The following is a 20,521-nucleotide window of genomic DNA, read 5'->3' on the forward strand; positions in this document are numbered from 1 at the left end:
GGCGCGGTCAGGAGGCGAGGTCGCGGGCGCGCACCAGCGCGGCGGCCCGGTTGCCGATCTTGACCCGCTCCAGCGCGCGCACGCCCTCGGGCAGGGCGACGCGACGCGTCCGCGCGGTGATCACGATGACGGCCTCCGGGGGCAGGACCCGGCCGAGCGAGGCGAGCGTCGCGCCCATCGGGTCCGAGCCCGGGACCTCGCCCGACCAGTGGGTCATGTCGCCGTAGGGGACGTCGGTGACGACCAGGTCGGCGGAGACCGGCTCGGTGAGGGTGAAGACGTCGGCGACCGCCGCCTCGTGCGACAGGTCGCCTCCGGCCTCGGCCAGCCCTCGGGCCAGGCCCCGGGCGTCCTCGGCACGCTCCACGTAGGAGGGGCGGCCGAAGTCGCGTGCCGCGCGGCGCAGCTCCTCCTCGCGTTCCGCCAGGCCCTCCGCGGTCAACAGCCGCAGGTTGCGCGCGGCCAGCCCTACCGCGTCGGGGTCGATATCGGTGGCGCGGACGGCGGTGATCCGCTCCCGGTGGAGCAGGCCCAGGACCGTCGCCAGATATCCGCTCCCGCAGCAGGGGTCCCACAGCCGTACGCTCGTGCGCCCGACGTGCACCGCGGCCCGCTGGAAGAGCTCGCTCGCCAGCCGCACCGGAAAACCCGGGAAGCCCGGCGCCGAGCGGAGCACCTGCCCGCTCGCCAACGCCGAACGGTCGGTCCGTTCCACGGCGTACCGATAGGTCACGGTCGTGCCTCCCCCGAGCGGTGGTGCCCGACGGCCCGCTCCCCGCCTCCGGTGAACGGCTCCGCCCCGTCCGTGCCCGCCGTGTTCCCCATCGTCCCCCGGCCGCTCTCGGTCGCCCCGCACGCACCGCCCCCGTGGTGGCGATCGCAGCCCCGAGAACGGCGAAGGCCCGACACCTGGGGTGCCGGGCCTTCCACTGCGGTCCTGACGGGATTTGAACCCGCGGCCTCCACCTTGACAGGGTGGCGAGCACTCCTAGCTGCTCCACAGGACCTCGTTGCTGGTACAACTCTAGCGCGACTCCGGAGTGGTTCGTACCGTCGTCCCCATAAAGTGGCTCAAGACGCCTCGAACGTCCGACCGTGTTCCCGTCCCTCGGAGAGGATCCCGCGCGTGAGCGACGCATCGGCCCCCCTTCCGTCCGGCCCCGACAGCACCCGGGTCGACCGCTGGCTGTGGGCCGTCCGCCTCACCAAGACCCGGTCCGACGCCGCCCAGGCCTGCCGTGGCGGCCATGTGCGGGTCAACGACCGCCCGGCCAAACCCGCCTCCGTGGTGAAGGCCGGCGACGAGGTCCGGGTGCGGTTGCACGGCACCACCCGGATCGTCGAGGTGAGCCACGTCCTGGAGAAGCGGGTGGGCGCGCCGCTGGCGGCCCGGTGTTACGTGGACAACACGCCCGAGCTCCCGGCCCAGGCGACGATCCCCGTCATCCGGCGGGACCGGGGCGCGGGCCGACCCACCAAGAAGGACCGCCGCCTGTTGGACCGGCTGCGCTGCGACCTTCCCCCACCCGTCTGACGGTTCCGGCACTAGAGATCCCCCATGCCGCTCCCGAGCCCCCGGCATCCGAACCACTGACGTCCGGCCGTGACGCCGACGTCTTCGCCCTGGACGATCCGCCGGTGTTCCGCCGCGACCGGGACGGCCGTTCCCCTGCCGCCGAGGCGACGATGACGCGGCACGCGACCGGTCTCGGTCTCCCCGTACCGCGCGTGCACGCCGTCGACGGGCCCGAACCGGTGATGGAGCGGCCGCACTGACCGCCCCTGTCGCACGCGGCGCTGACCGACGGGATCTCCGCGCGGGAGACGACCCGGGTGACGGCCGACCTCCGGACGCGGCTGTACGCCCCGCCCGCGCCCGGCGGAGGTGCAGGGTCCATGCCGCACGTGGACCCGCGCCCGGACGACATCGTGCTGACCGACGCGGGTCCGGTGCTCATCGACCGGACGAACGCGCGGGTGGGCGAGGCCGACCTGGACGTGTCGATGTCGGCGCTGATCCTGGCGCAGGTGTCGCTCGCCGGGACGTTCCCGCCTCCGGTGCGCGCGGCGGCCGGCGCGCTGCCGGACGCCTCCCCGGCGTGCACCGACGGCGACGCGGTGAGACCGGTGGACGAAGCGATGGGGACGCGCTCGACCGACCCGGATCAGACCCCCGAGGAGACCGCGGCCCTGACCGCGTCCGCCGCCCGGATCCTCGACCGGGCCGGATCGATGTGACCCGGGGACCGCGACCGGCCCGCCGACGGGGCCCGAAGGGCCCTCCGCCGAAGGCCTGAGGCCGGTGGTCCCTCCGGGGGAGCCGTGTCCGCACACGCCGACCCGGAAGGACCCTGAGATCCCCCAGGGGTACTCGGGGAGGGGTGTCGGCCGGGGGCCCGCGGGGCCGGAATCTTCCGGGGGGATCCCGATACCGCCACGGCCCGGGGGCGAACAGAGTGGAGACGAAGCGTTCACCCCTCGAAAGGGACCACCGATGCCGTCTCCTCCCCCCGCCGCTCCGACCGCCCGCCGACGTCGTGGCGTGGTCTCCCTCACGGCGGTGACCGTCCTGTGCGCGTTGATCGCCCTGGTGTCCGTCGGCGCCTACGTCGGCCTCGATCCGGACGAGTCCAGGGTCGGCCTGCGCCCCTGGGCCCTGCACTACCCGTTCCTCGTCGTCCATGTGATGTGCTCGGTGATCGCCCTGGTGACCGCTCCGCTGCAACTGTGGCCCGCGCTGCGGCGCGGCGGGGCCCACCGCGTGATCGGCCGGATCCACCTGTTCGCGGGGGTGTTCCCGGGCGCGGTCTCGGGGCTGGTGGTCGCGGTGATGAGCACCTACGGCCCGATCGCGCAGACGGGCTTCATTCTCCTGGCCGTGCTGTGGTTCACCACCGCCGCGGCGGGGTGGCGGGCGGTCAGGGGCGGACGGTACGCCGACCACCGGAAGTGGATGGTGCGCGCGTTCTCGCTGACCATGGCGGGGGTGATGCTGCGAGTGCTGCTGCCGCTGTCGATGGCCGCCCTCGCCCCCCTGATGGGCCCGGAGTACGGGGAGGAGGACCTCTTCGTCGCGGTCTATCCGGCGATCGCGTGGCTGTGCTGGGTGCCCAACCTCCTCATCGCCGAGTTGTACCTGCGGCGTCGAGGCCGGACCGACGTCCGGGAGCCCGCCCCGGCCGGGGACGTGCGGGGCTGAGTCAGCGGGAGCGGTCGGCCGACCACCCCAGCGGGTGCCCGGCGAGGAAGTCGAGGACCTCACGGGTGGCCTTGGCCTCGTCCTCGTGCAGGTAACCGTGGCGCAGGCCGGGCAGCACGAGCAGACGTGCGTTCGGGATGCGCTCGGCGAGCAGGGCGGCGTTGCCGACCGGGGTGAGTTCGTCGTCCTCTCCGTGCACCACCAGGGTCGGCGCCTGGATCGAGGGCAGCGCGTCCCATCCGTCGTGGCCGCCGCTCGCCCCGAAGTGCAGGCGCTGGGCACGCAGCGGACCGCGCGGCAGGACGCGGGCGACGGTGTCGGGGTGGGCGGCCGCCCACCCCGACGAGTAGAAGAGCGGCCCGATCATCTCGCGCCCGGCCGCCGTGCCCGCCCGGCGCAGGGCCAGGGTGGACTCGCGGGGGCGCTCCACCTCGTGGGGGCCGCCCGGGGCGGTGGCGCCCAGGACGAGGGCGCCCAGGCGTTCGGGGGCGCGGACCGCGAACCGCTGGGCGACCTTGCCGCCCATCGAGAACCCGTAGACGTGGGCTCGGTCGATGCCCAGCGCGTCGAGAACGGCCAGGGCGTCGTCGACGAACAGGTCCAGGGTGTAGGGCTCGTCGAGCGGGGCGCCGCTGTCCCCGGTACCGCGGAAGTCCATCCGCACCACCCGGTGCCGACGGGCCAGGGCGGCGTGCGGCCCGTCCCACATCTCGTGGTCCAGGGACTGGCCGTTGAACAACAGGAGGGGGTCGCCCTCTCCGAGGACGTCGTACCAGATGCGGGTTCCGTCGGAAGCGGTCACGTGGCTCACGGAGCCGGACATTACCTGAAAAACCGCCCATCGGCCGTGGTCCCGGTCACCGGGGCGCCTTCTCCCCGTGGACCCTGCGGTACTCGTCGGCGACACGGGGTGCGAGGTCGTCGATGATCATGCGCAGCGTCCCCCGGTCCGCGGCGGGGTCCAGGGCGACCTCTGCGGTGCGCCACAGCGGCCCCGCCCACTCGGGGTGGTACCGGCCGACGACCTCCGCCGATCGCGTCAGATCGCTGGTCCACCCGCCCCAGACCGGCATGACCAGGGTGAAGGCGCTGCGGAGGGTCTTGCGGGAGGAACCGCGCACGAGGGCGCGCACGGCCGCCTCGGTGTCGGCGTCCGCCGCCCGCGCCCGCCAGCGCTCCGGGAACAGGTACAGGTCGCCGTTGGTCTCCCGGGCCAGCAGCGAGGTGGGGCGGTAGGCGGGCAGCCGGTCGGCGAGGTCGGCCCCGAACAGCGGCGTGCACAGGCGCGAGACGAAGAAACCACCGTCGTGGGGGTCGTCGAGGATCGCCGCCGCTCCCTCCAGGAGGACACCGACCCCGTCCACCGGCTCGAAGGCGGCGTCGATTTCCGCCTCGATCAGCCGGGCGGCGGCCCGGTGCCCCTCGGTGGGGGGTTCGTGGAAGACCAGCATGAGGTCCAGGTCCGAACGCCCCGGGCGGGCCGTCCCGCGCGGGACGCTGCCGTACAGGTAGGCCCCGTGCAGGGCGTCGCCGTAGGTCCGGGCGATCCGCTCCCGCGCCGCCTCGACCACCGGCGCGAACACCGGGTCCACGAGATCGAGAGAGCCCTCCCGGGCGATCGTCCCGTCGGCGTTCAGTCCCTTGTCCTCATGCTCGTCCATGGTGTCCACCCTGGCGCGGCCCCGGCGGGGCGGCAACGGGTTTCCGACCCCGCCCGCCACCGACGCGCCACGCCGTCACGCCGTCACGCCGTCACGCGGCGACCGCGGTCCGACCCGGAACATCGATCACCAACGGTCGAGGCGGGTCGTGAAGACCGCCTCGGTCCGATCACCCGAGAGAACGATCTCCGACCATTCGACGACCCGCCCGAGCGTGTCGATCGACGTCTTCCGCACGTCCATCACCGCCACCCCGGCGCTCAGACCGAGTTCGCCGGCCTCCTCCACCGTCGGCGGGCGGGAGATGACGCGCTCCACCACACGGTCGAGTTCGATGCCGACGCTGTCCAGCTGGCTCTGTGTTCCTCCCGGCCACGGCTCCGCGGCCTGGTCGAACAGGTCCGGGTTCTCCTCGATGAGACCGACCACCAGGTACGAGCGCACCAGCTCGAAGGGGAAGCGTCCGTCCTTGTGCCGGGTGCGGTAGCGGCGTTCCAGGAGGTCGTCCCCCTCGGCCAGCCCGAAGACCCCCGCGAGCACGGCGTCCGCCTTCACGCGCTCGTAGGTCGCGCTGAACACGAGGTCGTCCACGTCCAGGCCCGTGTCGCGTTCGATGGCGCCCGTGGACAGTCGCTCCTCCAGATCCGCCCGGACACGGTTCTTCTCCCACTGGTGCCGGTCGTTGGAACGCCGGACCCGGCTCCCGGGCTCGCGCACCACGTCGCCGCCCTCGGGCCGCCTCTCGATCAGCCCCTCCCCCAAGAGGAGACCGAGCGCCCGCCGCACCGTCGGCGGCCCCTCGCCGTAGCGCTCGCCCAACGCCGCCTCCGAAGGCAGTCGGTCTCCCGGGGCCGGTTCCCCCGACCGGATCCGCCCCCGCAGGTCCTCCGCGATCCGCTCGTACGCCTTCTCGCCGGTCATCGGCGACCCCCCCGGTCCTCATCCTCGCCACCATCGACCCTCATCACCGAGAGACTCCGACCATAAACACGAAGGCCGCCGCGTCCCCCTCGGGTTCTCGGAAAAGCCGGAAGGGACGGCCGGGAACGGAGCGCCCCCACACGACGCCTGCCGTGCCCGGTGGTCCGCGAACGCCCGGCGCCCACGCCAGAAGGGCGGCGCGGAGCCCGGAGCAGCTCGCCCGACCGCCGGGCCCACGGGGGCGGCGCAGGCCGATCTGGGCGTCGTGTACGTGCAGCGCCAGATCGAGGAGACACGCCGCCGCTACTGAGCCGACCGGAAATTCAGCGCGTATTCAGCGCGGGTGTCCACCGGCACCCGCCGCCGTCCACCGAGAACCACCGAGGCACAAAAAGGGCCCGTCACCTGTTCGCACAGGTGACGGGCCCTTTTTGCATGTCTTGGGTTTGTGGCTAGGGGCGGGGTCGAACCGCCGACCTTCCGCTTTTCAGGTCTAAAAGCCTGAGCGATGTAGCCACCTGCGTCTTTCCACGTCCGACCTGAGCGAGAAACGCATAGGCGGAATGTGGATCAGACAGTAGCGGCGAGCGTCCGCCACCGCAACCCCTTCCGGAGAACCGCTACCGCACCGACCGCCGCCGTGCCAGGATGCCGACAACACCCCCCGACCGAGGGAGCCGTGATGAGCACCCGCGCCCTGATCCCCACCACCCTCCTCCTGGCCGCCGCGGTGACCGCGTGCGGAGGCGGCGAGACCACCCCGGAGAGCATGACCGTCGACGCCGAGGTGATGTGCGAGGACTTCGTCCAGCGCGAGCTGGACACCACCGCCGAGTTCTCCGGCACCGAGGCGGCCGTCGCCGACGCCGACGTGTGGACGTACGAGGTGACGGGGGATGTCACCCACGACGGCGCCAGCACCTCCTACACCTGCACGGTGGCCACCGACGAGAGCAGCGAGGAGTGGACGCTGACCGACCTCACCTTCGAGTGACACCCTCCTCACTTCTGGGCATTTTCTGAGCATCAAGACTGGGCATCATCGCTCCATCCCGACGGCTAGCAGTAGGCGCCCGAACGCGAGTACACTCCGTGGTGGGTGCTTAGGTAAAGCACGGGGAAGGCCCTCGACGTCGTCGGGGGCCCTCTTCGTATGCGTACTACAGGCTGGTCGAGCGCACCGCCCCGAGAAGCGCAGACCACTGGTCGCCGGAGAAAGTCAGGTGGCCGTCCTGAGGGTGCTGACTGTCGCGAACCGCAGCGCCGCTGGGCAAGTCCGCGACCTCCACGCAGTTCTCGCCCTGCGCGGAGGAGTAGGAAGACTTACGGAAGATCGGCTCGGTGTGGGTGTCGGTAAGCATCGGACGGTCCTCTACTCGGTTACTTGGTGATGAGTTCCTGCATGAAGCGGCACGAGTCATCCACGGACAACGCTTGCGCGTGTACGCGGTCATACAGACCCTCGTAGTGTTCCAGGACCACCGAATCCTCAGGGAACAGACTGGACATGGCCTGTTCGAGGTAGAGGGTGCTCGGGTCAGCAGGAAAATCCATGATGACGAACTGGCCTGTCATCGCGGCATGCGGACCGACACTGTAAGGCAGCACCTGGATCTGGACACGCCGCGACGGCAACTGCGCATCAAGGAGCCTCTGGATCTGGCCGTCCATGACCTCGGGCGGAATCCGGTGGAATGCCGCCTCGTCGATGATCGCCCACAGCCTCGGGCCCTGCCCGTGCTCCATCAAGGTCTGCCGCATCATGCGCGCCTCAACCCTGCGCTCGACCTCTCGTTCGTCCGCAGTGCCAGCACTGATGACGGCGCGTGCGTACTCCTCCGTCTGCAGTAGGCCGGGAATGTACAGGCACTCGTAAGTGCGGAGACGAATCGCCTCTGTCTCCAGATCCACGTAGAGACCCGCGCCCAGGACGTCGTTGTAGTTGGTCCACCACCCGGTCTGAGACGCCTCCGTGGCGGTGCGCACGTAGGACGCCCGTTCTGCCTTGGAGGTCACCCCGTAGACGTCGAGCAGCGTCAGGACGTCATCGGTGTGGAGTCTCTTCCAGTCTGCGTTTTCCATCCTGGTGATCTTGGCCGCTGACCACGGTCGATCCGGCCGGAGCGACTTCGCCTTCTTCGCAGCGGCATCCACGGTCAGATGGTTCGCCTCGCGCAGCGCGTCGAGCTGCCGCGACAGGCGCTTTCTTCTCAACGTCGGGCTGGCGGGCAACGGCGCAAGACTCCTTGCTTTGGCGGACTTCTTGGCCTTCGATCCTACGCTCCGTGCTTGCGAATCAGACATTTCTCGCACCGTTCACACTTGGCGACCAGTTCATCTAGATCTCATTATTCACCCTAGATGGATATTGCAGATTTGGTGACGATGGGACACCATGGAGGCACCTAAGTGCCCCTGCCGGACCACCCATCCGGCGCCCGAACGAGGAGGCGCCCTGTGCGCTACCTGATCCAGTTCTTCGTGATGCTGTGGCGCAGACTGGCCCCGCCCCCGCGGGGCCGCCACGCCCGGCCGACCCAGCCCGCGCCCGGGCGCCGGCCCCGGCCGCCGTTGCACGGCCGCACCGCCCGGCGCATCCCCGTCACCCACCCCCCGAGGTGGACCGCCCCGCTCTCCGCTCCGACGTGGCGCCCGCCCGTCCTCGATGAGACCCCGGTCCGCCCCTACTACCGGGCCTGGGAAGAGGAGCGGCGCCGCCGCGCCCAGGACCGTGACCGGCTGGGAATCGCCGTTCTGCGGGACATCTCCACCCAGCTCCCCCACCCCGACCTGCGGGAGCTGGGCACCGCCGTCCGCCAGTGGCAGCACCTGGGGGTGGGAGTGTGAGCGGCCTGGTGACCACCCAAACCCACGTGCGGCAGGTGACCATCACCCAGCCCGACGCTGCCGACGTGGCCCTCACCTGGGCCGCCGATGTGCCGGGCATGAGCCCTGGAGCCGTCCTGATGGACCTCGCCCCGGGCGTCACCCTGCACCTGCAGACCGAGCTGGACGACCTGGACGCCCCGTACGTGGAAGCGCTCATCACGGCGCTCATCGTTGTCCGCGAGCGGATGCCCGAGGCGGTGAGCGCATCGTGAACACCCCGAAGCAGAAGCGCCGCCGCGCCAACCGGCTCCGTCCCTTCCTCCCCGACCTGACGGCCATGTGGGTCACCTCCGCTGAGACGGTCCTCCCACTCGTACGAGACGCCCACCAGATACTCCGGGGAGGACCCCGATGAACGCGACCACCGTCGTCACCGTCACCGACCTGACCGAGGACGACGTCCGCCTCACCCACGACCTGGTCAACGGATCGGCGATGTCCCTGGTCGTCGCCGGGTGCTACATCGACGTGACCCCGACAGTCGTCCGCACGGACGACCCGGACGAGCGGATCGCCGCCCTGGAGCGGCTGGCCGACCTGGCGGTGTCCGCCGCCGCCGAGCTGCGCCGGGCCCGGATACGGGAGGTGCGCCAGTGATGAGCACCCGACCCCGCACCGTGTTCGAGGTTCGCGAGACCGAAACCCGCAACGCCCTGTGGCGATGGGCCCACCAGCTCGGTGTCACCATCCACCACCTGGGCTCGGACATCGAGGGCCGAGAGGTGTACGGGGCGATGCTCGGCCCACACCTGCGGGTCTGCCGCACCGCCCCGGAACGACTCCACCCGGCCCGCTGGGTGTCCCCCCTCGAACAGCTCCCCCGCCCCCGGAAGGCCCCGCCCATGCTCTCCTGCCCGAAGTGGTGCGAGAACGACCACACCTTGGAGCCCTCGTCCGACGTCGCTCACCACATCCGGCTCCTGCACGACGAGACCGGACACCCGGTGACCGTCTACGTCGAACAGGACGACGAGGTGACCGGCCAGAGGGGCCGTCCCCAGGTCTGCGTCACCACCTGGGTCGAACCCGAGACCGTCCAGCTCCGGCTGGACGCCGCGCAGGCCCGAGCGCTGGCCGTGCTCCTCACCGCGACCCGGCAGGACGGCGATGTGGCGTCGGCGCTCACCAAGGCCGCCGAGCTGATCGACGCCAGCCTGGGCGCCTGACAGGCCCCCGCGCACCCGGTGACCGTCCCCTGGGTGCGCGGGCTCCACCCCCCGAAGGAAAAGCCCCGTGGACGACCCCGACGACTAGACCCCCGCACACCCCGAGCCCCCCGGGTGCGCGGGCCCGCCCGAACAACAACGAAAGCCGACGACGATGCCCGACCTGTGCCCCCGGTGGTGCATGAGCGACCACCGCACCGAGGACACCACCCTGCGCCACACACACGAGGTGGCCACCCGCGCGGGAGTGACCGTGAGCCTGCTCCGCGACGACCCGTGGACCGGCCCCCGCAGACCACCGAGGTGGTCACCACGGCGGCCGTCGGCCCCAAGAAGATCCGCCTGGCGCTCGATGTCGACCAGGCCCGACAGTTCTCCGCGCTCCTCACCATCGCGGGCGCGGACCGATCCCTGGCGATGGCGATCCTCGACGCGACCGACCTAGCCGACACCCCGTAGACCCTCATGGAGATCACGCCTTGTGAGGAGAGGGGCGTGACCGATCCCGGTGGGGTCACCGGACCGGGGAGAGCCGGTGGCCCCACCCCACCTCCCAGCAAACTCCCGCGCGGTTGGGCGCATGCCCGTCCTGCCCGGCCGCGCGGGGCCGCCTCCTCACCAAGGAGGGGACGGCACGCCAAAGGGAATAAGCCCTCTGGCACCTTTCACCCACACAACCCGAAGGAGAGACATGAGCGACTTCATGCCGCCGCCGAGCACGGCTCCGCCGACCGGCCTGTTCGCCACGGCCGGGCGCTCGGTCGTACAGAGCGCCGAGCAGAGCCACGAGTACAAGAAGTGCGCGGGCAGCAGCGACGCCGCGCACACCTACGACACCACCGCCGTCTAGTCATCTGATCCGCTGAGCGCACGCCCTGGAGCAGCCTCCCATGTTGCGATTGCAGTTGACCCCCTACAGCGAGAATCCGACCTGGCACTGGTCCGGGGCGTGCTACAGCACCCTCGACCAGCGCAGCACGGTCGAGCCCTTCGACCACCCGATGGTCGAACACCTGGCCGCGACCGACGGGCGCCGGACCCTGCTCGTGGTCCGCGAGCGCGTCGCCGACCGCCCGGCCTGCGACCCCGGCGTCCGGGCCCTCACCCCCGCCGAGTACGACCAGGCCCTCGGCGCCGTCACCGGCTGGCCGACCGACTTCGTGCTCGTGGAGGCCGAACCCGGCCTGCCGGTGCGCGTCACCGCCGGACCGGCCCGGACCACGCCCCTGTACCTGGCCTCCGACGACACCACTCTGATCGGGTCCTGGGACATGGCCGACCTTCGCGGCCACGTCACCGGCATCAACCCCAAGGAGGCCGCCCGGCTGCTGATCTACCGGCCCCGGTACTCCGCCGAGACCCTGTACCGGGGCGTGCACCGGCTCACCGAGCGCGCGGTCGCGCACTTCGGCGGGTCCCTGTGGATCACCTATCCCGAGCCCGCCCTGCACCGAACCCCCCGCGAGCTGGCACCGAACGCCGATGTCCTGGACGCGTTCATCGCGACCATGGACACGGCGATGGACCGCCGTCCCTGGGCGCACGACACCACCCTGTTCCACCTGACCGGCGGGTTCGACTCGGGCACCGTGGCCACCCGGGCCGCCGAGCGGTACCCCGGCCGGTTCCCCACGGCCACCCTGCTGATCGGCGGACCGGGGCGCGAGCAGCAGATCCGGCGCCGCGCCGAGATGCGCTCCCGGGTGGCGTTCGCCGAACCGGACCTCGTCGTCGACGCCATGCGCCACCTCCCGCTCTCGCCCGACTGCCCCTGGGTCAACGGCCTCGTGGTCTCCCCCTACGAGGAGCCGTTGCACGTGCCGTTCGTGGAGATGGCGCGCATGGTCGCCGCCAGCGGAGCCCGCACGGTGGTGACCGGCCTGGGCGGGGATGAGATGGTCGCCCTCACCCAGGAGGAAGAACCCCACAAGGGGCTCGGCGAGATCACCGACGCCCAGATCCTGCCCTGGGTCGGGCCGCGCGCCCGCGGCGTCCTGGAGTTCTCCGACGACGGGATCGCACCCCCGGCGCTGATCAACTCCATGACCCTGCTCTCCCTGGAGACCACCGCCCCCGTGCTGCTGCGGCACGGGCTGTGGCCGGTGCACCCGTTCGCCGACCCGGGCATGGTCGTACTCGGCGAACAACTCCCCTACGCGTGGCGGGAGTTCAAGCAGCTCCAGCGGCGCCGCCTGCGGGCGCTCGGAATGAGCGAGGACGTCGTGCACCCGGTCGAGCGGGAGTCCTTCGCCGAGGTCATCGCAGCGTCCCTGACCACCCACGCGCCGAAGCTGTTCGCTCGTATGCTGGCCGAGGGCTCACCCCTGTTCGAGGAGGGCCTGGTGGACCCCGACGGGCTGCGCCGGTCGGCCGCACGGCTGGACCCGGCGACCTACTCCGAGGAGCAGGACGCGAAGATCCTGGAGGTCCTGAGCCTGCACCTGTCCGTCACCGCCTTCCTGTACTGAGAGGACCCTGCCCGTGTTCACCATGCGTCCCGCGACCGAGGCGGACACCCCCGACGTCGCTGCGATGATCACCGCACGCTGTACGTGGATGGAAGAGCGCGGATTGGTGTCCTGGCGGGAGAACGTCGACGACCTCGCCGGGCAGGCCGGGGCCGGGTTCATGTGGGTGCTCGAAGCCGAGGATCGCATCGTCGGATGCACGACGGTGACGACGGACGCGCCACCGAAGGACTGGACCCCCGAAGAGGCCGCCGAGGAGTCCCTGTACCTGTTCACGACCGTCACCAACCCCGCATACCGGGAGCACAAGCCCGGTACGCTGATCGCCTTGTGGGCGGTCGACCGGGCGGCACAGCAGGGACGTCGGTGGGTGCGGCGCGGCTGTTTCTTCCCTGAGCTGGTCAAGTACTACGAGACCCAGGGGTTCTCCCTGGTCAAGGAGCAAGAGCGGAGCGCCAGGCACCTGTACCTGCTCGCGCGCCGCGCGGAACACCTGGACCTCGCCCAGCTCAGGGTCACAGAGAACGCCGTCTGACCCCGGCATGACGAAGGAAGCCCCGCCCCCCTTACGGGGGAGTGGGGCTCTGTACGTCCGCCCTCAGGGCGGATAGAAGGTAGCCGTCGACACCGACAGATCAGAAGCGGCCCGCGTTCACCGTCTCCTGCAACCCCCGTGTGGTCTGGGAGACCACCGCGCTGGTGAAGGTGACGATCCCCTTCGCCGACACGGACCGGATGGACGGCCAAATGTCGTCCACCGCCCGGCCGGTGAGACCTCACCGGCGCTGCACGGCACGGATGGTCTGCGGCCCCAGGATGCCGTCGACCCCGGCACCGCGCAGACCGCACCGGATCTGCATCGCCCGGACCGTGACCGGCGGCCCCCACACCCCGTCGTCCTTCACGCCCAGAGCGCGCTGGACCGCCTTGGCGGTCAAATCGTCCAGGCGGCCGTCGACGCCGAGGCGGCTTCTCCGCTCGCGAAGCGGCCCTACGACCTCCGGCACACCTGCGTGTCCACGTGGCTCAACGCGGGCGTCTCCGAGACGCTCGTGGCCCAGTGGGCGGGGCACAGCGTGGCCGTACTCAAGAAGATCTACGCCAAGTGCCTCGTGGGCGAGGAGGACCGCGCCAAGCGCCAGATCGAGGAGACCCGCCGCCGCTACTGAGCCGCCTGGAACTTCAGCGCGTATTCAGCGCGGGTGTCCACCGAGACCCGCCGCCGTCCACCGACAACCACCGAGGCACGAAAAGGCCCCGTCACCTGTTTGCGCAGGTGGCGGGGCCTTTTTGCATGTCTTGGGTTTGTGGCTAGGGGCGGGGTCGAACCGCCGACCTTCCGCTTTTCAGGCGGACGCTCGTACCAACTGAGCTACCTAGCCGAATCCGCCGATCGATCGGCGAGCGCGGTCCTGACGGGATTTGAACCCGCGGCCTCCACCTTGACAGGGTGGCGAGCACTCCTAGCTGCTCCACAGGACCTTATTCGGTCGTCGTCCCGGGTTTCCCCGGTCCGCGTCCGCGGTTCCATTCTGCCAGACATCCGACAGTGGTCGAACCGCTTCGTACCCCCAACGGGATTCGAACCCGCGCTACCGCCTTGAAAGGGCGGCGTCCTAGGCCGCTAGACGATGGGGGCCCGTGTGACAGGTCCAGCATAGGGGAGATTCCCACCAACGCCAAAGCGATTCGGCCGGCCCGACAGCGGCTTCGCCACCTGCGGGAACACGCACCCCCCTTCGGGTCAGGGGGTGCGCCGGTCCTCCCGGCCCTCCTCCTCGGCATCGGGGTCGGGCTCTCCCAGCGAGCGGTCCGGGTCGGCCTCGATGTGCCGTTCGACCTGCGCCGACGTCAGGCCGACCCCGCCCAGATCGATGTCGTCGCGGGCCTGGAGACGCCCGGTCTCGGAGTCGAAGTACAACACCGAGGCCTGGTAGGGGGTCGGTCTGCCCGTACCGTGATCAAGGCCACGCAGACCGGCGCCGCCGGTCGAGCCCTGGACGAGGAAACGGGTGCCCAGGTCGGTGAGCCGCGTGGAGCGCCGATGGTCGCCGCCGGTCAGGACCAACGGGACGACCCCGTCGAAGGCCTCCGCCTGGGTACCCGTGTGCATGAGGACGAGGTCGACCTCCTCCTGGGAGCCGATGACCTCCGCGGCCTGCTCCTCGCCCAACGCCGCCACCCCTTGGAGGGTCGGGTTGAGCCGGGTCGCGTCGGGCGTGTACCGGGGGTCGCCCGCCCCGTACAGGGTGAGTCCGGCGACTTCGAGGACGTCCCCGTCCAGCACCACCGCGTTGGGCTGGGCCTCCACCGCGCGCTGGGTGCCCATGGAGTCGTGTCGGCCGCGCACCCACACGTAGGGGACGTCCAGTTTGCCGATCTCGTCGGCGAAGACGTCCTCCGCCGCGCTGCCCCGGTCGGTGAGGTCTCCCGAGTCGACGATGAGGTCGGCGGCGTACTGCTCCCGCAGGGTGCGGATGATGCTCCACGACGCCGGGTTGAGCTGGATGTCGGACACGTGCAGCACCCGGATGACCGACTCGTCCTCCTCGTACACCGGCAGGGTGGAGGTGGCCTCGTAGATCATCGCGACGTTGCCGACCAGCCCCGCGAGCTGTTCCTGGTACTCGCTGAACCGGCCCACGACCTCCTCGGCGCTGCCGACCACCTGGGGCGCCCCCGCGATGAGGCCGGTGTAGCGGGGTTCCGCGATGGCGCTCGGGTTGAAGGTGAGCCCGGCGGCGGCCCCCGAACCCACGAGCACGGCCAGGGAGACCCCGGCCCCGGCCAGCGCCCGCCAGGCGCTCCGGAACAGCAGCAGACCCATGAGGGCGGCGCCCAGGACGGCGGCCAGCAGCGATCGCACGATCAGGGCGATGACGCCTTCGCGGAGATCGGAGCCGATCCCCGCGGCCATCCGGTTGATGGCGTCGGGGTCGGCGAACATCTCCTGGGCGGCGGAGAGCCGGATGTCGGAGATCGTCGCCTCCAGCCGCAACGGCGCGTTGTGGGTGTCGAAGGCGAGCTGTCCGAGGGGCGCCACGTTGACGACGGTCTCACCGTGCCATTGGGGGCTGAGGCTCAAGGTGACGTCGGCGGGCCCGATGGGGGTGACGACCTGCCCGGCCAGGGCGAGGCCGAGCCATCCGCCGACCAGCCCCGCGACGACGACGCAGGACCATCGCCACACCCGCCCGTCACGCACCCGGATCAGGCCCTCGCGAAGCCGCCCTGCGGCTCCTCGGAAGTCGTACGCGCGGATCGTTTCCCAAGACAACACCCCCCCATCATGCCGCTGACGGGGATCGTTCCCAATGTTTCCTCCCGTCCAGTGTGTTATGTCGCTATCCCGTGCCCGTCCTGTGTCCATGGATGCGCTCCCCCGGTGTCGCCGCCCACCGTCCGGGCAGCACAATGGCGGGTGTGGTGGAACTGACGCGCAGGGAGTTCGAGGAACTGGTCGCCGACGCGCTGGACGAGATCCCGCCGGAGCTGGCGGGCCTCATGGACAACGTGGTGATCACCGTCCAGGACGAGTCGCCGGACGGGCTGCTCGGCCTCTACGAGGGCATTCCGCTGACCGAGCGGGGGGACATGTACTTCGGCGTGCTGCCGGATCAGATCTTCATCTACCGCCTCAACATCTGCGCGATCTGCGAGACTCGCGAGGACGTCGTCGAAGAAGTCCTGATCACCGTGGTCCACGAGATCGCGCACCATTTCGGCATCGACGACGAACGCCTCCATCAGCTGGGGTGGGGCTGATCCCGGCCACCCCGATCGGTTCAGGGTGACCGTCCGAAACCTCCATCCCCATGGGTACCCGGTCCCGCCTCCGGGGCTCTCCGTGCACGGGCGGCCTCCGCGCGGCCGCCCCGGGCGCGGGCGCGCGTCCCCTTTTCACACGGGGATTCCGCAGTGAACTGCGCGGACAACGCACGGCACGAACACGCACATAACGCCCTATCACCCCACCACCCATTACGCGCAGCAACGAATCAGACACGAATTCACCTCAATGGCTTGCGAGGGGGCGCACGTTCCGGGACGGTTGGTCATTGGGACACGACACAGCGTGATTTCAACCCTGTAACAGTAAGGGAGTGCCGGATGGCCAATCCGCGCCTCGACAAGACACCTGACGGCGAGGGTCACGAGCCCTCGTCCTCCCCTCAGCAGGACGCCTGGCGCAGCAGCTACCGCGATGTCATGGCGATCGGTGAATTCCGCGCCGTCTGGTTGGCCCACGCCCTCTCGATGATCGGCGGGAACCTCCTCAACATCGCGACGAGCATCCTCGTCTTCCAGCTGACCGACTCCCCGTTGGCGGCCGGCATCACCATCGCCGTCACGTTCCTGCCCCCCATCATCGCCGGCCCCCTCCTCTCCGGGCTGGCCGACCTCTTCCCCCGCCGTCAGGTGATGGTGGTCTGTGATCTCCTCCGCGCCGCGCTCATCGTGTCCATCGGCATCCCCGGCATGCCGGTGTGGGCCATCTGGACGCTGTTGTTCTGCTCGGTCCTGCCCTCGCTCCCCTTCGCCGCGGCCCGTGCCGCCATGCTGACCGAGATCGTCCAGGGCGAGCGCTACGTGGCCAGCACGGCCATCATCCAGCTCACCGCGCAGATCGGCATGTTGCTGGGGCTCGTGGCCGGCGGTGTCATCGTGGCCTTGGTCGGCCCGCACATCACCGTGATGTCCAACGGAGCGGTCTTCGTGATGACCGCCCTCATCGTGCTGTTCGGGGTCAAGGCGCGACCGGCCCCGGCCCGGGAGGGACAGGGCGAAGGCGGTGGCGGCTTCCTGAAGATGGCCGGGGGCGGCGCCAAGCTGGTCTTCGGAGACTCCAAGCTGCGCACACTGGCCTTGATGGCCTGGCTGGCCGGGCTCTACATGGTCCCCTACGGGTTGGCCAACCCCTTGGCCGCGGAGGCCGGTGGCGGCGAGGCGGCCGCCGGGCTCATCATGGCGGGAACGCCGATCGGCGCCTTCGTGGGTGGGCTGATCCTGACCCGGCTGGTGCCCCCGCCGACGCGGATCCGTCTGCTGGGCCCGCTCGCGGTCATGACCTCGATCCCCCTGCTGATCTGGCTGTTCCAACCGCCGCTGTGGCTCATGGTGACCGCGCTGGCCCTGTGCGGTGCCGCGGGCTCGTACCAGTTCGTGGCCAACGCCGCGTTCGTGCTGTGCGTGCCCAAGGAGGGCCGGGCGCTGGCCTTCGGCCTGGTCGCCGCCGGACTCCAGGCCGCTCAGGGGTTGGGGATCCTCGCGGCGGGCTTCTTCGCCGAGTTCTTCGGCACCGGCGCCGTCGTGGTGAGCGCCGGGGTGCTGGGGATCACGTGCGCGGTGCTGCTGACGCTCCCCTGGTCACGGATGAGCGGCGAGGTCACGCGCAAGATGCAGGAGAGCGAGGCCGCGGCCTGATCCCGAAGGCCGAGGTCGACCCCCGGGCCGTCCCGGCCTCTCTCGGGACGACCGTGGTCCGCGGGCCCCGCCCCGAAGGGCGGGGTCAGCGGCCCCTGTTCTCCGTGCCGCACTCGACGACGGACTCGCGCTCTTCTTCGACCTCGCGCTCCTGGCGCGGCAGACGCAGTTCGCGGCGTTCCCACCCGGGGTGTGCTCTGAGGCTCCACATCAGTCTCGACTCGGCTTTCCCTGGAAGTTACGGATGATCTGTTCGAGCAGAGAGTGCTGCTCGTGCTCGCCCGGCATGATCAGCCAGGCGAGGATGTAGACGAAGACGCCGCTGAAGCCGAGCAGGGTGAGGGCCACGAAGACGAGTCGGACGATGTTCGCGTCGACACCGAGGTAGTCGGCGATACCGCCACACACGCCCGCCAGGAAGCGGTTGTCGTCACTGCGCCGGAAGCGCTTGCCCTGAAGTTCATCGTTCATGTTCTCAGCCTGCCCGTTCGCCGCGCCTTTTCCCATCGGGGAGAGCCCTGGAGCGTCCCTGACATCTCCCCGACACCCCTGAAGGGGCTGCGGGGCGTACCCCCGAAGGGGCCCGCGGACATCCGACGTCGCCGCCGTCTCCGGCGTTCCACGAAGTCGGTGAGTCATGGAACACGTTAGGGGCCGGGTACGACGAACGGGCGTCGTTCCCGCCCACCGGTCCGGGCGTTCCCACCCGCCCGGGGCGGCCGGCCGCCCCGGTCACCCCGTTCCGGGGCCGTAGACCTCGCCCAGGACGCGGAAGGCGGAACGGACCCTGTCGCGGACCCGCTCCACGTCCTCCTCCTCGGAATAGTGGAGGTGGCGCATCGTGTGGCGCATCACCGCCATCGCCGCCACCGCGGCCAGCTGGGGCCGGTCCGCCTCGGGGGACTCCCCCAGGCGCTCGGCGATGGCCCCGGCCACCACCCGCTCCACATCGTGGAAGCGCGCCAGCACCCCGGGGACGAGCTGCGGTTCCCGGTCCATCAGCCGTTTGCGCAGCCGCATCTCCTCGCGCTGGGCGGCCAGGTCCTCGGTGTCCACGAGGAAGGCGATGAGCAGGGTGATGAGATCCTCGGTGAAGTCTCCGGTCGGACCGCCCCGGACGAATCCGCGGATGTCGTCCTCGTCGAAGGCCCCGGGCACATCCCCGAGGAGCGCCTCCTCCTTGGTCCCGAAGTAGTTGAAGAAGGTCCGGGTGGACACGCCCACCTGGGCGGCGACCTCCTCGACCGTCACGTTCTCCAGGCCGTGTTCGAGCACGAGCCGCACCGCGGCCTCCCGGAGGGCGCGCCGGGTGGCCAGCTTCTTGCGCTCGCGCAGCCCCATTCGCTCCCCCTCCATCCGACCCTCGGTCACCGTCGTGCTCCTCTCCCGGGCGCGGCGCGGCCCCTCCGTCGGGGCCGTTCCGGATCACCGCCCGGCGAACCGCCCGAGGCGGACGCGGACGATCACGCGCTTCTCACCGTCACTGTGCCAGGGATTACGAGGTGTCGAGGTGCTCGCGGGCCATCGCGTCGATGAAGGCCCCGTCGCCCTCCCCCGGTCCCGTCACCGTCCCCCGCACTCGACGCACACGTACGGATCGCTCGGGCCGAGGACACGGACCGCGATCCGACCGTCCCGCGAGGGGTTCGCGGGCTTCCGCCGGGCGGTGGTCCGACCGGACCGGAGGAACTCCCCGCCCCCGTCGGCCCGTACCGGGCCGACCTGCGGCCCCGCGTTCGATCCGACGGTGGCCACCTGCGCGAACGCGGGCTTGCACGGGATCTCCCGCGGGCGCTCCGGCGACGCCACGCGACCGCCTCCTCCGTCACCGGCCGGGTACGGGGCGGTGAGTGCGAGCACACCCGGCCGAGGACACGCGGACCGGTGACCGTCACGGTCGGCGTGGCGCCTCCTTCGTGAGGAATCCGACACCGGGAGACGCCCCTTTCCACCCATCACCGAAAAGGTCAACCGAAATTGAAGTCACGAAGGAAAGAAACCTGACAACCGAATATCCGGAAAAAAACTGGAACATGCCACCTCGCCCGGCGTCGATCAGTACAGTCTCCTCAACAGCGGGTGCGCTTTTCCTGTATTTCGGACATCGGACCTCGGTCCGTCACCTCAAGGAGCCCATGTGGCACGGAAAAGGTTGCGTGCCGCTCTCATCGCAGCGGCAGCCCTGGCCACCCTGGTCGTCCCGGCCCCCGCTCAGGCGGCCTCCACGACCGGCGCCCTCATGATCACGCACGTGCGGCCCAACGCCGCCGGCGCGGACATCAAGAACAACAAGCAGGTCAACCTCAACGGCGAGTACTTCGTCCTCAAGAACGTCACGAAGAAGACGGTCGACCTCGGCGGCTACGTCCCCGACATCACGACCAACACCTACGGCCGCGCCCTTCCGGCCTACAGGCTCCCGGCCGGGGCCAAGGTGTACGTGCACACCGGCAGCGGCACCCACCACAGGGACGCCAAGGGGAACCACCACGTCTACCGGGGGTACGGACGTCACGTGCTACCCAACGACGGCACGAAGAAGAACCCCGACATCCGGTTGAAGAAGCCGGGTTCACGGGACGACAACACGGCCACCGGAGCGATCAGCTCCTGCAACTGGGGCAAGGCCGCCGACGGTAAGACCTACGCCTGCTGAACCCGCGTCACCGCACCCGCACGCCCCCGGACCCGCGACCTCCGGGGGTCTTCCATGTCCGGGCGACCTCGACGATCGTCACCGTCGACCGGTCCCGAATCCCCTCCCACAGGACGATGCGCCCGCCCTCCGCCTCC

The 20,521-nt window shown here is 70.6% G+C and carries 27 protein-coding genes and 4 tRNA genes; 16 read left to right on the forward strand and 15 right to left on the reverse strand.

All coding sequences use genetic code 11. From position 1 onward, the window contains the following. Positions 1–7: 7 nt before the first annotated feature. A complete protein-coding gene (locus tag PWG71_RS26740; RefSeq protein WP_274812799.1) occupies positions 8–733 on the reverse strand; it encodes an rRNA methyltransferase in 726 nt (241 codons plus the stop codon). Positions 734–932: 199 nt separating this feature from the next. Further along, positions 933–1,007, reverse strand: a tRNA-Asp gene (locus PWG71_RS26745). A 119-nt stretch (positions 1,008–1,126) separates the two neighbouring features. Here PWG71_RS26745 and PWG71_RS26750 point away from each other — a divergent pair. The 3 genes from PWG71_RS26750 (at position 1,127) to PWG71_RS26760 (ending at position 3,199) form a co-directional block, all read left to right on the forward strand. Beyond that, positions 1,127–1,534, forward strand: coding sequence for an RNA-binding S4 domain-containing protein (locus PWG71_RS26750; protein WP_274812800.1), 408 nt, complete (start codon positions 1,127–1,129; stop codon positions 1,532–1,534). Between the two features lie 362 nt (positions 1,535–1,896). Then, positions 1,897–2,238, forward strand: a complete 342-nt coding sequence (locus PWG71_RS26755) for a hypothetical protein (protein ID WP_274812801.1) — start codon at positions 1,897–1,899, stop codon at positions 2,236–2,238. A gap of 256 nt (positions 2,239–2,494) precedes the next feature. After that, positions 2,495–3,199 (forward strand): DUF2306 domain-containing protein, encoded by a 705-nt coding sequence (locus PWG71_RS26760; RefSeq protein WP_274812802.1) that lies wholly within the window; start codon positions 2,495–2,497, stop codon positions 3,197–3,199. Position 3,200: 1 nt separating this feature from the next. On the opposite strand, the gene PWG71_RS26765 is transcribed toward PWG71_RS26760, so the two are convergent. The 3 genes from PWG71_RS26765 to PWG71_RS26775 form a co-directional block, all read right to left on the reverse strand. After that, positions 3,201–4,022, reverse strand: coding sequence for an alpha/beta fold hydrolase (locus PWG71_RS26765; protein ID WP_274812803.1), 822 nt, complete (start codon positions 4,020–4,022; stop codon positions 3,201–3,203). Between the two features lie 34 nt (positions 4,023–4,056). Further along, positions 4,057–4,860, reverse strand: coding sequence for a nucleotidyltransferase domain-containing protein (locus tag PWG71_RS26770; protein ID WP_274812804.1), 804 nt, complete (start codon positions 4,858–4,860; stop codon positions 4,057–4,059). A 126-nt stretch (positions 4,861–4,986) separates the two neighbouring features. Then, a complete protein-coding gene (locus PWG71_RS26775) occupies positions 4,987–5,781 on the reverse strand; it encodes a GntR family transcriptional regulator (RefSeq protein ID WP_274812805.1) in 795 nt (264 codons plus the stop codon). A gap of 682 nt (positions 5,782–6,463) precedes the next feature. Here PWG71_RS26775 and PWG71_RS26780 point away from each other — a divergent pair. Further along, positions 6,464–6,775 carry a hypothetical protein gene (locus tag PWG71_RS26780; protein ID WP_274812806.1) on the forward strand — a complete coding sequence of 104 codons (312 nt, stop codon included), beginning with the start codon at positions 6,464–6,466 and terminating at the stop codon, positions 6,773–6,775. Between the two features lie 166 nt (positions 6,776–6,941). On the opposite strand, the gene PWG71_RS26785 is transcribed toward PWG71_RS26780, so the two are convergent. After that, entirely contained in the window at positions 6,942–7,142 is a 201-nt protein-coding gene (locus tag PWG71_RS26785; protein WP_274812807.1) for a DUF397 domain-containing protein, read from the reverse strand. Between the two features lie 19 nt (positions 7,143–7,161). Beyond that, positions 7,162–8,013, reverse strand: a complete 852-nt coding sequence (locus tag PWG71_RS26790; protein ID WP_274812808.1) for a helix-turn-helix domain-containing protein — start codon at positions 8,011–8,013, stop codon at positions 7,162–7,164. A gap of 225 nt (positions 8,014–8,238) precedes the next feature. On the opposite strand from PWG71_RS26790, the gene PWG71_RS26795 reads away from it, so the two are divergent. The 8 genes from PWG71_RS26795 (at position 8,239) to PWG71_RS26830 (ending at position 12,839) form a co-directional block, all read left to right on the forward strand. Continuing rightward, positions 8,239–8,628 carry a hypothetical protein gene (locus PWG71_RS26795; RefSeq protein WP_274812809.1) on the forward strand — a complete coding sequence of 130 codons (390 nt, stop codon included), beginning with the start codon at positions 8,239–8,241 and terminating at the stop codon, positions 8,626–8,628. 8 nt (positions 8,629–8,636) lie between these two features. Then, a complete protein-coding gene (locus PWG71_RS26800; RefSeq protein WP_274812810.1) occupies positions 8,637–8,882 on the forward strand; it encodes a hypothetical protein in 246 nt (81 codons plus the stop codon). A gap of 139 nt (positions 8,883–9,021) precedes the next feature. Continuing rightward, the gene (locus PWG71_RS26805; RefSeq protein WP_274812811.1) at positions 9,022–9,267 is read left to right on the forward strand and encodes a hypothetical protein; all 246 of its coding nucleotides are present in this window, start codon (positions 9,022–9,024) and stop codon (positions 9,265–9,267) included. Continuing rightward, positions 9,267–9,836: a hypothetical protein gene (locus tag PWG71_RS26810; RefSeq protein ID WP_274812812.1), complete on the forward strand. Its 570-nt coding sequence runs from the start codon at positions 9,267–9,269 to the stop codon at positions 9,834–9,836. Before PWG71_RS26805 ends, PWG71_RS26810 begins: the two co-directional genes overlap by 1 nt. Positions 9,837–10,112: 276 nt before the next feature. Next, positions 10,113–10,295, forward strand: a complete 183-nt coding sequence (locus tag PWG71_RS26815; protein WP_274812813.1) for a hypothetical protein — start codon at positions 10,113–10,115, stop codon at positions 10,293–10,295. A gap of 232 nt (positions 10,296–10,527) precedes the next feature. Beyond that, positions 10,528–10,686 (forward strand): hypothetical protein, encoded by a 159-nt coding sequence (locus PWG71_RS26820; RefSeq protein WP_274812814.1) that lies wholly within the window; start codon positions 10,528–10,530, stop codon positions 10,684–10,686. Between the two features lie 40 nt (positions 10,687–10,726). Continuing rightward, positions 10,727–12,304, forward strand: coding sequence for an asparagine synthase-related protein (locus PWG71_RS26825; RefSeq protein WP_274812815.1), 1,578 nt, complete (start codon positions 10,727–10,729; stop codon positions 12,302–12,304). Between the two features lie 13 nt (positions 12,305–12,317). Further along, positions 12,318–12,839 carry a GNAT family N-acetyltransferase gene (locus tag PWG71_RS26830; RefSeq protein ID WP_274812816.1) on the forward strand — a complete coding sequence of 174 codons (522 nt, stop codon included), beginning with the start codon at positions 12,318–12,320 and terminating at the stop codon, positions 12,837–12,839. A gap of 241 nt (positions 12,840–13,080) precedes the next feature. Here PWG71_RS26830 and PWG71_RS26835 read toward each other — a convergent pair whose 3' ends face one another. Continuing rightward, complete coding sequence (locus PWG71_RS26835; protein ID WP_274812817.1) at positions 13,081–13,311, reverse strand: hypothetical protein; 231 nt, start codon at positions 13,309–13,311, stop codon at positions 13,081–13,083. 6 nt (positions 13,312–13,317) lie between these two features. Between PWG71_RS26835 and PWG71_RS26840 the strand changes: the two genes are divergently transcribed. Further along, on the forward strand, positions 13,318–13,473 hold the full coding sequence (locus PWG71_RS26840) for a hypothetical protein (RefSeq protein WP_397221037.1): 156 nt from the start codon (positions 13,318–13,320) through the stop codon (positions 13,471–13,473). 139 nt (positions 13,474–13,612) lie between these two features. Here the strand turns inward: PWG71_RS26840 and PWG71_RS26845 are convergent. The 4 genes from PWG71_RS26845 to PWG71_RS26860 form a co-directional block, all read right to left on the reverse strand. Next, positions 13,613–13,686, reverse strand: a tRNA-Phe gene (locus PWG71_RS26845). 25 nt (positions 13,687–13,711) lie between these two features. Continuing rightward, positions 13,712–13,786 (reverse strand) — tRNA-Asp (locus PWG71_RS26850). Between the two features lie 84 nt (positions 13,787–13,870). After that, positions 13,871–13,943 (reverse strand) — tRNA-Glu (locus PWG71_RS26855). 105 nt (positions 13,944–14,048) lie between these two features. Next, positions 14,049–15,581 carry a metallophosphoesterase family protein gene (locus PWG71_RS26860; protein WP_274812856.1) on the reverse strand — a complete coding sequence of 511 codons (1,533 nt, stop codon included), beginning with the start codon at positions 15,579–15,581 and terminating at the stop codon, positions 14,049–14,051. A gap of 137 nt (positions 15,582–15,718) precedes the next feature. On the opposite strand from PWG71_RS26860, the gene PWG71_RS26865 reads away from it, so the two are divergent. Next, positions 15,719–16,069: a metallopeptidase family protein gene (locus tag PWG71_RS26865; protein ID WP_274812857.1), complete on the forward strand. Its 351-nt coding sequence runs from the start codon at positions 15,719–15,721 to the stop codon at positions 16,067–16,069. Positions 16,070–16,414: 345 nt separating this feature from the next. Next, a complete protein-coding gene (locus PWG71_RS26870; protein ID WP_274812818.1) occupies positions 16,415–17,728 on the forward strand; it encodes an MFS transporter in 1,314 nt (437 codons plus the stop codon). An 85-nt stretch (positions 17,729–17,813) separates the two neighbouring features. Here the strand turns inward: PWG71_RS26870 and PWG71_RS26875 are convergent, their stop codons facing one another. The 3 genes from PWG71_RS26875 to PWG71_RS26885 form a co-directional block, all read right to left on the reverse strand. Then, the gene (locus PWG71_RS26875) at positions 17,814–17,939 is read right to left on the reverse strand and encodes a hypothetical protein (protein ID WP_274812819.1); all 126 of its coding nucleotides are present in this window, start codon (positions 17,937–17,939) and stop codon (positions 17,814–17,816) included. Further along, positions 17,939–18,199: a PspC domain-containing protein gene (locus PWG71_RS26880; protein ID WP_274812820.1), complete on the reverse strand. Its 261-nt coding sequence runs from the start codon at positions 18,197–18,199 to the stop codon at positions 17,939–17,941. The genes PWG71_RS26875 and PWG71_RS26880 overlap by 1 nt, the downstream gene beginning before the upstream one ends. A 261-nt stretch (positions 18,200–18,460) precedes the next feature. After that, a complete protein-coding gene (locus PWG71_RS26885; protein ID WP_274812858.1) occupies positions 18,461–19,069 on the reverse strand; it encodes a TetR/AcrR family transcriptional regulator in 609 nt (202 codons plus the stop codon). Between the two features lie 796 nt (positions 19,070–19,865). Here PWG71_RS26885 and PWG71_RS26890 point away from each other — a divergent pair. After that, on the forward strand, positions 19,866–20,384 hold the full coding sequence (locus PWG71_RS26890) for a lamin tail domain-containing protein (RefSeq protein WP_274812821.1): 519 nt from the start codon (positions 19,866–19,868) through the stop codon (positions 20,382–20,384). Positions 20,385–20,521 lie beyond the last annotated feature (137 nt).

Origin of the sequence: Nocardiopsis sp. N85, from assembly GCF_028882275.1 — a bacterium.
In the GTDB taxonomy this organism is placed as follows: domain Bacteria; phylum Actinomycetota; class Actinomycetes; order Streptosporangiales; family Streptosporangiaceae; genus Nocardiopsis; species Nocardiopsis lambiniae.

What these genes read in the sequence shown, in the direction of transcription:
- PWG71_RS26770 (WP_274812804.1), bottom strand. Translation starts at nt 4,860, where the DNA reads ATGGACGAGCATGAGGACAAGGGACTGAACGCCGACGGGACGATCGCC.
- PWG71_RS26810 (WP_274812812.1), top strand. Translation starts at nt 9,267, where the DNA reads ATGAGCACCCGACCCCGCACCGTGTTCGAGGTTCGCGAGACCGAAACC.
- PWG71_RS26785 (WP_274812807.1), bottom strand. Translation starts at nt 7,142, where the DNA reads ATGCTTACCGACACCCACACCGAGCCGATCTTCCGTAAGTCTTCCTAC.
- PWG71_RS26805 (WP_274812811.1), top strand. Translation starts at nt 9,022, where the DNA reads ATGAACGCGACCACCGTCGTCACCGTCACCGACCTGACCGAGGACGAC.
- PWG71_RS26885 (WP_274812858.1), bottom strand. Translation starts at nt 19,069, where the DNA reads ATGGGGCTGCGCGAGCGCAAGAAGCTGGCCACCCGGCGCGCCCTCCGG.
- PWG71_RS26775 (WP_274812805.1), bottom strand. Translation starts at nt 5,781, where the DNA reads ATGACCGGCGAGAAGGCGTACGAGCGGATCGCGGAGGACCTGCGGGGG.
- PWG71_RS26870 (WP_274812818.1), top strand. Translation starts at nt 16,415, where the DNA reads ATGGCCAATCCGCGCCTCGACAAGACACCTGACGGCGAGGGTCACGAG.
- PWG71_RS26820 (WP_274812814.1), top strand. Translation starts at nt 10,528, where the DNA reads ATGAGCGACTTCATGCCGCCGCCGAGCACGGCTCCGCCGACCGGCCTG.
- PWG71_RS26780 (WP_274812806.1), top strand. Translation starts at nt 6,464, where the DNA reads ATGAGCACCCGCGCCCTGATCCCCACCACCCTCCTCCTGGCCGCCGCG.
- PWG71_RS26760 (WP_274812802.1), top strand. Translation starts at nt 2,495, where the DNA reads ATGCCGTCTCCTCCCCCCGCCGCTCCGACCGCCCGCCGACGTCGTGGC.
- PWG71_RS26755 (WP_274812801.1), top strand. Translation starts at nt 1,897, where the DNA reads ATGCCGCACGTGGACCCGCGCCCGGACGACATCGTGCTGACCGACGCG.
- PWG71_RS26880 (WP_274812820.1), bottom strand. Translation starts at nt 18,199, where the DNA reads ATGAACGATGAACTTCAGGGCAAGCGCTTCCGGCGCAGTGACGACAAC.
- PWG71_RS26765 (WP_274812803.1), bottom strand. Translation starts at nt 4,022, where the DNA reads ATGTCCGGCTCCGTGAGCCACGTGACCGCTTCCGACGGAACCCGCATC.
- PWG71_RS26825 (WP_274812815.1), top strand. Translation starts at nt 10,727, where the DNA reads ATGTTGCGATTGCAGTTGACCCCCTACAGCGAGAATCCGACCTGGCAC.
- PWG71_RS26875 (WP_274812819.1), bottom strand. Translation starts at nt 17,939, where the DNA reads ATGTGGAGCCTCAGAGCACACCCCGGGTGGGAACGCCGCGAACTGCGT.
- PWG71_RS26865 (WP_274812857.1), top strand. Translation starts at nt 15,719, where the DNA reads ATGGCGGGTGTGGTGGAACTGACGCGCAGGGAGTTCGAGGAACTGGTC.